This window comes from Serratia ureilytica (assembly GCF_013375155.1).
Classification (GTDB): Bacteria; Pseudomonadota; Gammaproteobacteria; order Enterobacterales; family Enterobacteriaceae; genus Serratia; species Serratia ureilytica.
Genome location: NZ_JABXOF010000001.1, coordinates 54,052 through 67,978 on the forward strand (window position 1 = coordinate 54,052; position 13,927 = coordinate 67,978).

Below are 13,927 nucleotides of genomic sequence, written 5' to 3' on the forward strand. Positions count from 1 at the left end.
GCCGGCCTCAGGGTTTGGCGAAGCGCAGGGTGACCGGCATGCCCTGACGCAGCGCATCGTCGGCGTCGGTGACGATCACCCGCAGGCGGTACACCAGATCGGTGCGCAGATCCGGCGTTTCAACGCTTTTCGGCGTGAATTCCGCGGTCGGCGAGACGAAACCGATCTTGCCGTGGTAAGGCTTGCCGGGGCGGCCGTCGGTGTAGATCTCCAGCTCGGTGCCGGGCACCGCCTGGTTCAGGCTGGTTTCGTTGACGTAGGCGCGCACCCACACCGGCCGGGTCAACGACAGGGTGAACACCGTGCCGCCGGCGCCGAGCATGGTGCCCGGCTCTACCGCACGGGTCAGCACCGTGCCGGCGGAAGGGGAGAGCAGCGTGGCGTCTTGCAGGTTCAATTGCGCCTGCGCCAACGCCGCTTCGCTTTGCGCCACCTCGGCCTTGGCCTGTTCAATCTCTTGCGGGCGATTGCCGCTGCGGTATTGCGACAGTTTGTCTTTCGCCGCTTGCAGGTTGGCCTGCGCCTGGTTGCGGGCGGTGCGCGCATCCTCCAGCGCGTCGGCGGAGGTGGCGTTTTTCGCCCACAGCCCTTGCTGGCGCTTCAGGAAACTGTCGGCGTAGGCGAAAGCGGACTGGCGCTGCGCCATTTCTGACTGCACCTGGGCTATCTCTTCGCTGCGATAGCCGGCCTGCAGCAGCGACAGTTTGGCGCGCGCGCTGCCGACGTTGGCTTCGGCCTGTTGCAGCGCGTTGCGGTAGGGAGCATCGTCCAGTTTGCCGAGCAGCTGGCCCGGCTGAACGGTATCGCCTTCATCCACCGTCAGCGACGCCAGGCGGCCGTCGACGCGAAAGCCGAGGTTGACCGTGCGGATATCGACGTTGCCGTACAGCGTCAGCGGCCGCTCTTGCTGCTGTTGGTAATGCCATACCCCGTAAGCGACGGCCGCGATCAGCAGAATCAACAACACGATCAAGGCACTGCGTTTTTTGTTCATAACACTCCCTGCCTGAATTTACGCGCCGTGACGTTGGCGCAGCCCAATAACTAAAATCTCGATATGCTCGCTCAGCACCGCCGCGATTTGCGCCGCTTCGCCCTCACCAATCTCTTGCCAGCCGGCCTGACGGCGGATGGTCTCCCGCGCTACGCGGAACGACAGCACCTCGCCAATCAGCGCATGGGTATGCAACACGAGGCGGGCGGCGCGTTCGTCGATGCCGGTGGCGGCCGACAGCAGGCGGCACAGCCGTTCGTGCATCGGCGCGATCACCTGGCGGTGGATCAGCGGGTAGGCGTCGGTTGGGGCGAGCTGTTCGCGCGACATGATTTTGCTCAGATTCAGCGTGTGCGGCTGGGTCATCAGCTCGCTGAAGGCCAGTAGGCCACGCTGCAGCAAACGCAGCGCCGCGTCGGGCGATCGCTGTGCGGCAGGCTGCTGCCCAAAGCGATCGACCTCTTCGGCCAGCGGGGCGAACGCCTGCTGGATGAAATCGGCGAGCGACTGCGCCACGGCCAGATACAGCCCCTCTTTGGAGCTGAAGTAGTAGGTGATGGCGGCGATATTCTGGCCGGCGCGCTGGGCGATATCGCGGGTGGTGGCGCCCTGCAGGCCATATTCACCGAACAGGTCGGTCGCCGCGGCGAGCAGTTGCCGGCGCGTTTGCTCGCCGCGCGCCCGGCTGGCGGCCTGATGAGGGACGGAAGCTGGCATAGGTCACGCTCAAAGTTAATCAATCATATGATTAACTTTATGCCAGATTGTTTAAAACGCAACCGCTAACCACAATGAGTTATGTGACCGACTTCAGATAATGCTGAATTTACGGCAGATTGTGCTCTCTGCACGTAAAAGTGCTTTTTATTGCGCGACTTCTGTTACAATCGCCGCCTGGTGCACTGCAGTTTGTGCCAATCCCTCGTGGTCATGCTTAATGCCCCGTCTGATCATCCTCCCAGGAAACTGCACCGAACACTGTTAGGTTAGGGGGGATCTGGAGTTTTTCTCTTTATGTCATTTGAAACCCTCGGCTTAAGTGCTGAAATTGTGCGCGCTGTTGAAGAACAGGGCTATCGCGAACCGACGCCAATTCAGCGTCAGGCTATCCCTGTCGTGCTGGAAGGTCGTGACCTGATGGCCAGCGCCCAGACCGGCACCGGTAAAACCGCCGGTTTTACCCTGCCGCTGTTGCAGCTGCTGAGCAAGCATGACCATCCGGTCAAAGGCCGTCGCCCGGTGCGCGCGCTGATCCTGACGCCAACCCGTGAGCTGGCGGCGCAGATCGGCGAAAACGTCGATGCCTACAGCAAACACCTGCGCCTGCGTTCGCTGGTGGTGTTTGGCGGCGTGAGCATCAACCCGCAGATGATGAAGCTGCGCGGCGGCGTCGATATCCTGGTGGCGACGCCGGGGCGTCTGCTGGATCTGGAACATCAGAACGCGGTTGACCTGTCCAAAATCGAGATTCTGGTGCTGGACGAAGCGGACCGCATGTTGGACATGGGCTTTATCCATGACATCCGTCGCGTGCTGGCCAAGCTGCCGGCCAAGCGCCAGAACCTGCTGTTCTCCGCCACCTTCTCCGACGACATCAAGGCGCTGGCCAACAAACTGCTGCATAACCCGGCCTCGGTGGAAGTGGCTCGCCGCAATACCGCGTCCGAGCAGATCGAGCAGAGCGTGCACTTCGTCGACAAGAAGCGTAAGCGGGAACTGCTGTCGCAGATGATCGGCGAAGGCGACTGGAAACAGGTGCTGGTCTTTACCCGCACCAAGCACGGTGCCAACCACCTGGCGGAACAGCTGAACAAAGACGGCATCACCGCTGCGGCGATCCACGGCAACAAGAGCCAGGGCGCCCGTACCCGTGCGCTGGCCGATTTTAAAGACGGCCGCATCCGCGTGCTGGTGGCGACCGACATTGCGGCGCGCGGTCTGGATATCGACCAGTTGCCGCACGTGGTGAACTACGAGCTGCCTAACGTGCCGGAAGACTACGTGCACCGCATCGGCCGCACCGGCCGCGCGGAGCGTACCGGCGAAGCCATCTCGCTGGTGTGCGTGGATGAACACAAGCTGCTGCGCGACATCGAGCGTCTGCTGAAGCGTGAAATTCCGCGCATTGCGTTGCCGGGCTACGAGCCGGATCCGACCATCAAGGCCGAGCCGATCATCAACGGCCGCCAGGGTGGCGGACGCGGCGCGCCGCGCGGCAACGGCGGTGGCCAGCGTTCCGGTAACGGCGGCGGTCAGCGCAGCAGTAACGCCAACGGCGGCCAGCGTGAAAACCGTGGCAACGGTAACGGCAACGCTCGCCCGCAGGGTGACGGCCAGCGCCGTTCCGGCGCGCCGGCCTCGCGTCGCCCGCGCAACCGCAAACCGGCCGAATAAGCCCGATTGCGCAAAAGCAAGCCGCCTGTATGGGCGGCTTTTTTTTTTGCCTGGCGGAACGGCATTTTCGTACTAGGCTGGACGGTGGCTACCCCTACATTCCAGGAGACGGAGATGAAATTGAAGTGCGCAATTCTTGATGATTACCAGCAGGTGGCGCTCAACATGGCGGATTGGTCAGCGCTGGCCGATCGGGTGGAGGTGTCCGCCATCAGCGCGCACTTTACCGATGAGGCGGAGCTGGCGGTGCATCTGCAGGAATGCAACATTCTGGTCATCATGCGCGAGCGCACGCCGATAACCGCCTCGCTGCTGGCGCGGTTGCCGCAGCTGAAGCTGCTGATCACCTCCGGCATGCGCAATGCCGCTATCGATTTGGCCGCCGCCGCCGAGCGCGGCGTGGTGGTGTGCGGCACCCGCAGCGGGTCGGCGGCGCCGATGGAGTTGACCTGGGCGCTGCTGCTCGGGCTGGCCAAGCATATCGTGCCGGAAAGCGCCGGGCTGCGGAACAACGGCCCGTGGCAGCTGGGCTTGGGCGTCACGCTGCAGGGGAAGACGCTGGGGCTGCTGGGGCTGGGCAAGATCGGCGGCCAAATGGCCAGGGTGGCACAGGCGTTCGGCATGCGGGTGTTGGCCTGGAGCCAGAACCTGACGGCGGAACGGGCAGCGCAGGAGGGCGCACTGCTGGCACCGTCCAAACGGGCGCTGTTCGAGCAGAGCGATTTTGTCTCCATTCACCTGGTGCTGAGCGATCGCAGCCGCGGGCTGGTAGGGCGGGACGAATTGACGGCGATGAAACCCACCGCTTACCTGATCAACACCTCGCGCGCGGGGATCGTCGATCGGGCGGCGCTGGTGGACGTGCTGCAACAGCGGAAGATTGCCGGCGCCGGGCTGGACGTGTTCGAGACGGAGCCGCTGCCGGCCGACGATGTGTTTCGTCAACTGCCCAACGTGCTGGCGACGCCGCATGTGGGTTACGTGGCGGACGATAACTACCGCGCCTACTTCACCGAGGCGGTCGAGGACATTGCGGCGTTTCTCGCCGGTCAACCGATCCGTCGGCTGGGCTGATGGCGTTTTTAATGCCCGCAGAGGCTTGTCTGGCGCGGGCATTCACCCGTATTATTGCGGGTCTTTTTTTAGCTGGGATTGGTCATGCGCGTATTATTGGCTCCGATGGAGGGCGTTCTCGACTCTTTGGTGCGTGAGTTACTCACCGAAGTGAACGACTACGATCTGTGCATCACCGAATTTTTGCGCGTGGTCGATCAGCTGCTGCCGGCCAAGTCGTTCTATCGGCTGTGCCCGGAGCTGCGTCACGCCAGCCGCACGCCGTCGGGCACGCTGGTGCGGGTACAGCTGCTGGGGCAGTACCCGCAGTGGCTGGCGGAGAACGCCGCGCGCGCGGTGGAATTGGGCTCTTACGGCGTCGATCTCAACTGCGGCTGCCCGTCCAAGCTGGTGAACGGCAGCGGTGGCGGGGCGACGCTGCTCAAAGATCCGGAATTGATCTACCAGGGCGCCAAAGCGATGCGCGCGGCGGTGCCGGCCCATCTGCCGGTCACGGTGAAGGTGCGCCTGGGCTGGGACTCTTCCAATCGCAGCTTTGAAATCGCCGATGCGGTGCAGCAGGCGGGCGCCAGCGAACTGACGGTGCACGGCCGCACCAAAGAGGACGGCTATAAGGCGGATCGCATCAACTGGGCGGCGATCGGCGAGATCCGTCAGCGGCTGAGCATCCCGGTTGTCGCCAACGGCGAGATCTGGGATTACCAGAGCGCGCAGGATTGCCTGCAGACGACCGGCTGCGACGCCATCATGCTGGGGCGCGGCGCGCTCAACGTGCCGAACCTGAGCCGGGTGGTGAAATATAACGAACCGCGCATGCCCTGGCCGCAGGTGGTTGAGCTGCTGCAAAAATACGTCCATCTGGAAAAGCAGGGCGACACCGGCCTGTATCACGTGGCGCGCATTAAACAGTGGCTGGGTTATTTGCGTAAAGAATATGATGAAGCAACTGAACTGTTCAGCGAAATACGCGCGTTGACGACGTCCGGGGATATTGCGCGCGTCATCTGCCGCAGCTGAAAATAAACCCGCGCGTGGCGGGTTTATTTAAATCGGCATTATCAGGCGGCTTTATCAAGACGGTTTAATTCTATCTCGATATCCTGAATGGTTTTTTCCAGTCCTTCCAGACAGGCGCCCTGTTTATTCAATAGGTCGTTAATGGCTTCGGCGAATGCCTTATTTTTGCATTCCCCCTGATCGAAGGCCAGCCAGTGTGCGGAGAGCGTCTCGATATTCGACTGCGCGTAGTGGCGCATTTCCTTCAGCTGGGAAGCGACATTGCGTAAATTATCCAGCTGCGCCTGTGCATTTGCATTGTTGCTCATGAATTTCTCCTTGAGTTGGCCGTTAAATAATTTCGACTGCGGGATCAAGCTTACCCTATTTAAATAAAAATATCACCCTGAGTGGTCTGGGTGGTTATTTTTGAGTGGGTGTGGCTATATTTATTTTTCGGCTGAACAAGGACTTGGGTGGAATTGTAAAAATAGATAAATACGGTGTTTTTGGCGATTATTTTCGGCCATCCCGTTCGGGATGGCCGTTATTCTACCCCTTAAGCGTGAGGCCGACTATGCCGCGTCCGCCAGCATAAACATGCCGTAGGGGTGAATTTCCAGATAATACTGCTCGCCGACGTTCGGTTGCAGGCGGGTGGCGTTAACCTGCAGCAAAATCTGTTGCCCGTGCCACGCCACCGTCACCTCATACTGCGGCCCCATGTAGGCGACATGCTGGATCTCGCAGCGCTGGCTTTCATCGCCATGCTCGCTCAGCGTGATCGCTTCCGGCCGCACGCCCACCGTGCCGGCGCCCTGGGCGGCAAAGTGCGCCGGGCTCGGCAGGCGATAGCCGCTGATATCGACATGATCGGCGCTGAAGCTGGCCGGGAACAGGTTGGCGTCCCCCATAAAGCTCGCCATAAAGCGCGAGGCGGGCTGCCGATAGAGATCCTGCGGCGAGCCCATCTGCATGATATGCCCCTTGTTCATCACCAGTACGGTGTCGGAGACTGCAAAAGCCTCGCTCTGATCGTGGGTGACGTACAGCGACGTGATATCAAACTGCTTTTGCAGCTCGCGGATCTTTTCGCGCATGCTGCGGCGCAGGTTGGCGTCGAGGTTGCTCAACGGCTCGTCGAACAGCAGCACTTTCGGCTTGAGGATCAGCGCGCGCGCTAGCGCCACGCGCTGCTGTTGGCCGCCGGAGATCTGATCGACATAGCGATCGTCGAACCCCGCCAAGTCCACCATCGCCAGCGCTTCCTGCACGCGCGCTTTCACTTCGGCGCGCGGAATGCCGAGCATCTTCAGGCCATAGCCGACGTTCTCCCCCAGCGACATGTGCGGGAACAGGGCATAAGACTGGAATACCATGCAGATGTCACGCTGCTGGATGGAACGATGGGTGACGTCTTCACCATCAATGAATATCTGCCCGTCGCTCGGTTTTTCCAGCCCGGCGACCAGGCGCAAAATGGTGGTCTTGCCGCAGCCGGAAGGGCCGAGCAGCGTCACCATTTGCCCCCGTGGGATGGTGAGCGTGATGTTATCGATTACTGTGTTGCTGCCGAACCGTTTGGAGACGTTACGCAGTTCAACGAAATTTTTCTGGCTCATCATGGGCTCCATTACGCCTGGTTTTTGGCTTTTGAACGGGAGATGCGTGCCTCGCCGATCAGCCAGTCAAAGAGGAAAATAATCGCCAGCATCACCACGATCAGAATTGAACCGTAGGCGATCGCCACGCCGTATTCGCCGTCTTCCACGCGGTTGAGGATGTAGGCGGTGGCCACGCGGGTATCGGGGGTGACCAGGAAGACGATGGCGCTGACGGTGGTGATGGCGCGCACGAAGCTGTAGATCAGCGCCGACAGGATCGCCGGGCGCAGCAGCGGCAGCAGGATGTGCGTGATGGTGCGCAGCGAGCCGGCGCGCAGGCTGAGCGAGGCTTCGTCCAGCGATTTGTCTATCTGGCCCAGCCCGGCGATCCCGGCGCGAATGCCCACCGGCACGTTGCGCATCACCATCGAAATAATCACGATGGCGGCCGTCCCGGTGAGGTACACCGGCGCGCCGTTAAAGGCGAGAATGTAAGAGACGCCGGCCACGGTACCCGGCACCGCAAAGCACAGCATGGTGGTGAACTCGATGGTCTTTTTGCCCTTGAACTGTTGGCGCACCACGATCCAGGCGATCAGCAGGCCGAACGCGGCGGTGATCGGCGCGGCGATCCCGGCGTACAGCAGCGTGTCGAGCAGTGAAGGCCACGCGCCGTCGCTCATGCCCTGGCCGAACAGTTTGATGAAGTTATCCAGCGTCAGCGTGTAATCCACTCCCCAGTTGACGGTGAAGCTGCCGTAGAAAATGCTGCCGTAAAGCAGGGCGTTAAAGGCTACCCACACCGCCAGCAGCGCGATCACGCCCCACACCAGCGTGACCGGCAGCGGCTGCACGTCGCCGCGATACGATTTGCCGGACACGGTGACGTAGGAACGTTTGCCGATCCACATATACTGGATGCAGAACACCAGCAGTGAGAACAGCAGCAGGAAGGCGCCGAGGGTGCTGGCGGCCTGATAATCGAGCTGCGAACCGGTGATGTAAAAATAGATTTGCGTCGCCAGCACGTCGAAGTTGCCGCCGAGCACCAGCGGGTTGCTGAAATCAGCCAGCGATTGCACCACCACGATCAAAAACGCGTTGGCCAGCGCCGGTTTCAGCAGCGGCACGAACACGCCGTTAAAGGTTTGCCAGCGGCTGGCGCGCAGGGTGTAGGAGGCCTCTTCCAGCGAAGGATGAATGGTCTTGATCGCGCCGTCGAGGATCATGAACGCCATCGGGGTGAACGCCAGCACCTGCGCCAGCCAGATGCCGGTAAAGCCGTACAGCCAGTTGGTGTTGGTCAAACCGAACCAGGCCACCATCCACTCGGTGACATAGCCGGAGCGCCCCATCATCAGCGTGACCCCCAGGCCGACGACGAACGGCGGCGTGACGATGGGCAAGATGGAGAAGATGCGGCCGATAATGGCGCTGCGCTTGGCGATGCGGGTAGTGTAAATTGCCAGCACCAGGCCGAAAAAGGTGCAGCCGGCGCCCACCGCGATCGACAGGGCGATGGAGTTGAGGATCACCTGAATGATATGCGCCTGCGACAGCACGTTCATAAAGGCCAGCGGCGCGAAAGCGCCCGTCTGGTCGGTGAACATCGGAATGAAAATCGCGATGCTCGGCCAGACGATGAAGACGCCGATCAGCGCCACGATGGTGACCAGCGCGCCGATAACGAAACGGTCGCCGCCCAGCCAGTCGAGGCGGGTCAGCGCCAGCGTCATGATGGCGCCCAGCGCGGTCAACTGCACCAGGGTGGCGTAGCCTAAACCGCGTCCCGCCACCGTGGCGCTGACAACGATAAAGGCCATGCACAGCAGCGCCCAGCCGGCATCGAACGCGTGGCGGCGCCGCTGCTCACGGCCCGCCGCAGCGTAAGGGCGCAACAGCAGCAGGCTCGGCAGCAGGCACCAAAGCCAGCTGATATTGCGGTGTGACCAGCCGTAGGCCGCGAGGATCTCTTCGCCGGTGGACTCCAGCAGGCCGTAATCCAGGCTCCAGCTCGGCAGCAGGGCGAACGCCAGCCAGCCAAGCAAAACCCAAAGGGATATCGCATCTCGTTTTTTCACGAGATGGAGTGCATGTGTATGTGACATAAGTTTCCCGGATGTTCAGGCCGGGCAAGCCGTGAGGCTTACCCGGCAACAGGCGCAGAATGTGGGCTTATTTACCCATCTTGACTTCGCTGACCCATTTATTGATCAGCGCCTTGCGGACGTCGGTCGAACCGTACTTGTCCATGTCGTAGTTGATCAGCTTCAGGTCGTCGAGCTTCAGCGAGTTCGGCGAGGTATCGGCGGTGGTGTTGGTCAGGATCTGATAGGACTTGCCTTGCTTCCACGCCAGCTCCTGCGCCTCTTTCGACAACACCCAATCCACGAACAGCTTGGCGTTGTCGAGGTTGCGCGCGCCTTTGAGGATGCTGACGCCGCCGATTTCGTAGCCGGTGCCTTCACACGGCGAGATAAGCTCAAGCGGCGCGCCCTGTTCCTTTTCGAGCGAGTAATCATGCAGGAAACCGATGCCGATCGCCGTTTCGCCGCGGGCGGCGTTGCGCGCCGGGGCAATGCCGGACTTGGTGTACTGCGAGACGTTGGCGTTCAGCTGTTTGAGGTAAGCGAACGCCTGATCGTCTCCCCACAGCTGGGCAAAGGTCGCCAGCGCGGTGTAGGCGGTGCCGGAGCTTTGCGGATCGGCGATTTGAATTTCGCCTTTGTATTCCGGCTTGGTCAGGTCTTTCCAGCACTTGGGCACCGGCAGGTTTTTCTCTTTCAGGCGCTGGGTATTGACGCCAAAGCCGAGAATGCCGACGTAGACCGCCGAGGAGTAGTTGCCTTTCAGCTTGGCCGGATCGCGGAATTGCGTCATCACCTGGTCGAGATTCGGCGATTTGTACGGCTGCAGCAGCCCCATTTCACCGGCCTGGGATTGCGGATCGAGCGTACCGCCGTACCAGACGTCCGCCTGCGGGTTCTTCTTCTCGGCGTCCACTTTCGCCAGCGTACTGCCGGATCCGTTGCGGATGAACGCGGTTTTCACGTCATATTTCTCGCCGAAGGCTTTGGTTTCCGCTTCGCACATTTCATTGGTGGCGCTGCAGTAGACCACCAGGCGGCCCTTGGCGTGCGCGGCGCCGCTCAGGGTCGCCAGCGCTATGCCGGACGCTATCAGGGTAGTGACCCACGTTTTTTTCATTGTTTTATCCTTCTCTCGGTAGAGGTGGTAACGCTCGCCATCAGCAGCGGCATCAGCAATAAACCCATAAGAACGGCGGCGATCGACAGCAAACTGAACATGCCTGACCAGCCGTAGCCTTCGATGACCCGCGACAGCGGCCAGCCCGCCAGCGCCGCCCCCAGATAGGCGAACAGGCCGAGAAAGCCGGTGATGGAGCCCGCGGCGCCTTTGTGCCCGCATTCCACGGCGGCGAGGCCAATCAGCATCTGTGGGCCGAAGACAAAAAAGCCCACCGTAAAGAAACAGCCCGCCAGCAGCGCGTAGTGGTGCACCGGCGCCAGCCACAGCGCGGCGACGGACACCATCAGCCCGAGCGTGAACAGCAGAATCATCGGCGCGCGCTGCCCGCCGAACAGCACATCCGAGCCCCAGCCGGCGAACAGCGCGCCGAGCAGGCCGCCTATCTCGAACAGCATCACTGTCGCATTGGCGCTGAGCAGGTTGACGCCGTGGCTTTCCGTCAGCCACAGGTTGCCCCAGTCGTTCAACGCAATGCGGATCAGGTAGACCAGCACGTAAGAGACGCCGAGCAACCAGATCATCGGGTTCTTCAGCATCGTGGTGCGCAACATTCGCCACAGCCCCATCGGCGGGCTTTGCTGTTCCTGGCGCAGCTCCAGCGGATCGTGGCGCCACTGGCCGACCGACGGCAGGCCTTCTTCCTGTGGCGTGCCTGTCAGCTGCCGCGTGAGCCAGATGCCCAGCACCATGCTGACGGCCCCCGGGATCAACATCGCCGCCTGCCAGCCCCAGCGCTGGGCGGCGAAGGCGCTGATCAGCGGCACAATCGCGCCACCGAGGTTGATCGACATATTCCAGCAGCCCCACCAGAAGCCGCGCTCGTTGCGCGAATACCAGTGGGTCAGCAGCCGCGCGCAGGGCGGCCAGCCCCAGCCCTGAAAGAAGCCGTTCAGCGCCCAGACCGCCAGCAGCAGCGTCAGCGATTCGCCGAAGGCGAACGCCACGTTCAGCAAACCGGTGGCGAACAGGCCGATCCCCATAAACCCGCGCTGCCCATGGCCGTCGTGCCACAACCCGGCGACGAATTTCGACAGGCCGTAGCTCAGATAAAACAGCGAGCCGAGCAGGCCGATGTCTCCTTTATCCAGCCCCAAATCCGTTTGCAGCGCCGGCAGCACGTAATTCACGCTTTTGCGCGTCAGGTAAAAGGCGGCGTACCCGATGACCATGTACAGCAGCAGCCGCGGGCGCAGCGCGCGGTAACGATGATCGATTTCAGATGCTGAGCGTGCTTGCATAGCCGCCTCCCTGGTGCTGACTATAAGAAGGTGAAAAGGAAAGGGGATGAGATAAAGTCCGGAGTGGCTAAGACTTTTTCCTAGTTAGTCGGCGGTTTGTTGCAAATTTGTGGGCAGGTTAACAATTACCCGGGTGCCGCGCTGCGTTTCCAGCGTCAGTTCGCCGCCGAGCGCGCTGACCCGTTCGCGCATTCCCTGAATGCCGAAGCCCGGCGCGTTGCCCGCATGGATGCCGACGCCGTTGTCCCGTACCTCGAGGTGCAAAATGGCGCCTTGCTGATACAAAACGATGGCGACTTCGCTGGCCTCGGCGTGTTTGCACACGTTGTTGAGCAGCTCTTGCAGCAGCCGGTAGAGGGTGAAGCGCACCGTCTCGCCGGCGGGCGTGTCGGTCAGGCGGTAGTCGAAACGGCAACGGATGCCCCGTTCGCTAAAGGCGAATTCGCTCAGCAGGTGGTGAAGCGCGTCTTTGAACGCCAGCTCGTCCAGCGCGGGCGGGCGAAGTTGGCGCAGCAGCTGGCGCGTGGAGTGATGAATGCGCCGGGCGAGATCGCCTATCTGGTTCGCGGCGGCCTGGGTTTGCGCCGGATCGCGCGCCCGCTTGACCAGCTGCGACTGAATTTGAATGGCGGTGATGTTCTGGCCGATTTCATCGTGCAGCTCGCGCGCCAGGTTCTTTCGCGTGTCTTCTTCGGTGTGGATCAGTTTTTCGGTCAATGCCCGCCGCGCCGCCAACTCTTCTTCCAGGCGTCGGCGATAGTGGTGCAGGTTTTGCGCCAGGTGCTGCTGACGGCTGATGGCAATGCCCAGACCGATGCCGAGCAGCGCCTGGGTCGCCAGAAAGATTTCCAGCTCGACCAGATTGCCGAACCCCACGCCGACCTGCCGCGCGAGGGTGATCATCATGCTGCCGAGCAGGCCGGACAGCACGCCGCCCTGCCAACCGAACTTCCACGCCATCACCACGTTCGGCAAAAACACCACGATCAGCAGCAGGCGCTCGATTTCCGGCGACAGCACCATCTGCGTACCGATGCCGATAACGAAAAACAGGCTGCACCAGATGATTAAGGACGCGCGCAGCGGCGGGTTGGCGGTGTCCAGCCCCAGCAGATGGTAGCGGTGCTGCTGGCGCAGAAATTCAAAGATCAGGTAGACGAACGGGGTCAACAAAACACCGCCGGTAAACGACGCCAGGCCGAGCAGCATCGCCGGGCTCTGCGCGAAAGGCGACAGCAGGGCGGTATTGAGCAGCGAGGCGGCGGTCACTGCGGCCAGCAGCAGCGTCAGCCGTTGCCAGTAGAGCGGAAAACGGCGCCAGACCCGTTGCGCGAGCGCGGCCGGGATCAGGGTGATGAACGGGGCGGCCAGCAGGCCGTAGCCGCTCAGCAGGCGTTCGCCGTGCAGCCAGAACAGCAGCAGCACCGGCGGCGCTATCAGGGCGGGCCAATAGCGCCGCCCCAGCAAGATCAGCAGCGCGAGATAGACGCCGTGGGGCAGAAACAGCGCCGCCTGATTGCCGTTGTGGGTCAGATAGAAACCGAGCGTCCACAGCATCAGCCAGCCGCTGCCCCAGGCCAACAGGATAAACAGCGAGATAACCCAGCGCCGTGAGCGGAGTGACATCAATGCCCCGCCAGCAGCTGATGATCGAGGGCGAAATGCACCAGCTCGATGGTGCTGTTGCACTGCAGCTTGCCCAGGACGTTGGCGCGATGTACGTGTACCGTTTTATGGCTGAGATCGAGCTTGAAAGCGATCTCCTTTACGCTGTCGCCTTTGACCAGCAGCTCGAAGATTTCACGCTCGCGCGGGGTCAGCACTTCCAGCGCCGTGGCCGGCTGCTCGCCGCCGCGCAGCGCCCGCAGCGCGTCGGCGCACAGGTAATGGCCGCCCATATCGACGGAGCGCACCGCCTGCACCAGCTCTTCCGGCCCGCAGCGTTTGGTCAGATAACCGCTGGCGCCAGCATCCAGCGCGCTCTGCACGAAGGTGGGGGAGTCATAAATGCTGAGTATGATCGCGCGAAACTGCGGCTTCTGCGCCCGCAGGCGTTTCAACAGGCTCAGGCCGTTTTCATCCGGCATGGCGATGTCCATCACCGCGACGCTGACGTCGTCGCGCAGCAGCGCCGGCCAGGCCGCCGCCGCGCTGCTGTATTGCCCCGCCACGTCGATGTCTGCTTCGAGGCTGAGCAATTGCGCAAAGCCGGAGCGCACCACCACATGGTCATCGACCAGTATCACACGGATCATTTTTCGCACTCTGTTGCCGAATCATGATCCTATGATGCCTGCCGCCGCGATGCTGGCAATCAGCCAAGCGCGGTTATGCAATCGATGTAACAGAATCGTAAT

The 13,927-nt window shown here is 61.8% G+C and carries 12 protein-coding genes; 3 read left to right on the forward strand and 9 right to left on the reverse strand.

The genetic code is table 11. The annotated features are described in order from the left end of the window. Nucleotides 1–7 precede the first annotated feature (7 nt). The gene (gene hlyD / locus HWW83_RS00295; protein ID WP_033652365.1) at nucleotides 8–994 is read right to left on the reverse strand and encodes a secretion protein HlyD; all 987 of its coding nucleotides are present in this window, start codon (nucleotides 992–994) and stop codon (nucleotides 8–10) included. Between the two features lie 18 nt (nucleotides 995–1,012). Next, complete coding sequence (locus HWW83_RS00300) at nucleotides 1,013–1,711, reverse strand: CerR family C-terminal domain-containing protein (RefSeq protein ID WP_176588910.1); 699 nt, start codon at nucleotides 1,709–1,711, stop codon at nucleotides 1,013–1,015. 297 nt (nucleotides 1,712–2,008) lie between these two features. Here HWW83_RS00300 and rhlE point away from each other — a divergent pair, with 297 nt between their 5' ends. From rhlE to dusC, 3 genes are all read left to right on the forward strand, one after another. Continuing rightward, entirely contained in the window at nucleotides 2,009–3,388 is a 1,380-nt protein-coding gene (gene rhlE, locus HWW83_RS00305; RefSeq protein WP_033642246.1) for an ATP-dependent RNA helicase RhlE, read from the forward strand. Nucleotides 3,389–3,502: 114 nt separating this feature from the next. Further along, the gene (locus HWW83_RS00310; RefSeq protein WP_060659815.1) at nucleotides 3,503–4,462 is read left to right on the forward strand and encodes a D-2-hydroxyacid dehydrogenase family protein; all 960 of its coding nucleotides are present in this window, start codon (nucleotides 3,503–3,505) and stop codon (nucleotides 4,460–4,462) included. A gap of 84 nt (nucleotides 4,463–4,546) precedes the next feature. After that, nucleotides 4,547–5,479, forward strand: coding sequence for a tRNA dihydrouridine(16) synthase DusC (gene dusC, locus HWW83_RS00315; protein WP_033652368.1), 933 nt, complete (start codon nucleotides 4,547–4,549; stop codon nucleotides 5,477–5,479). 41 nt (nucleotides 5,480–5,520) lie between these two features. On the opposite strand, the gene HWW83_RS00320 is transcribed toward dusC, so the two are convergent. The 7 genes from HWW83_RS00320 to HWW83_RS00350 form a co-directional block, all read right to left on the reverse strand. Further along, the gene (locus HWW83_RS00320; protein WP_033642249.1) at nucleotides 5,521–5,787 is read right to left on the reverse strand and encodes a hypothetical protein; all 267 of its coding nucleotides are present in this window, start codon (nucleotides 5,785–5,787) and stop codon (nucleotides 5,521–5,523) included. Nucleotides 5,788–6,033: 246 nt separating this feature from the next. Beyond that, nucleotides 6,034–7,080 carry a ferric ABC transporter ATP-binding protein gene (gene fbpC / locus HWW83_RS00325; RefSeq protein WP_176588911.1) on the reverse strand — a complete coding sequence of 349 codons (1,047 nt, stop codon included), beginning with the start codon at nucleotides 7,078–7,080 and terminating at the stop codon, nucleotides 6,034–6,036. Between the two features lie 11 nt (nucleotides 7,081–7,091). Continuing rightward, nucleotides 7,092–9,170: an ABC transporter permease gene (locus HWW83_RS00330; protein WP_033642251.1), complete on the reverse strand. Its 2,079-nt coding sequence runs from the start codon at nucleotides 9,168–9,170 to the stop codon at nucleotides 7,092–7,094. Between the two features lie 67 nt (nucleotides 9,171–9,237). After that, on the reverse strand, nucleotides 9,238–10,269 hold the full coding sequence (locus tag HWW83_RS00335) for an ABC transporter substrate-binding protein (protein ID WP_046686604.1): 1,032 nt from the start codon (nucleotides 10,267–10,269) through the stop codon (nucleotides 9,238–9,240). Further along, nucleotides 10,266–11,594 carry an MFS transporter family glucose-6-phosphate receptor UhpC gene (gene uhpC, locus HWW83_RS00340; RefSeq protein WP_226772964.1) on the reverse strand — a complete coding sequence of 443 codons (1,329 nt, stop codon included), beginning with the start codon at nucleotides 11,592–11,594 and terminating at the stop codon, nucleotides 10,266–10,268. Before uhpC ends, HWW83_RS00335 begins: the two co-directional genes overlap by 4 nt. A gap of 60 nt (nucleotides 11,595–11,654) precedes the next feature. Next, nucleotides 11,655–13,196, reverse strand: a complete 1,542-nt coding sequence (locus HWW83_RS00345; RefSeq protein ID WP_176588912.1) for an MASE1 domain-containing sensor histidine kinase — start codon at nucleotides 13,194–13,196, stop codon at nucleotides 11,655–11,657. Beyond that, nucleotides 13,196–13,825 (reverse strand): response regulator transcription factor, encoded by a 630-nt coding sequence (locus HWW83_RS00350; RefSeq protein ID WP_033642255.1) that lies wholly within the window; start codon nucleotides 13,823–13,825, stop codon nucleotides 13,196–13,198. Before HWW83_RS00350 ends, HWW83_RS00345 begins: the two co-directional genes overlap by 1 nt. Nucleotides 13,826–13,927: the final 102 nt, after the last annotated feature.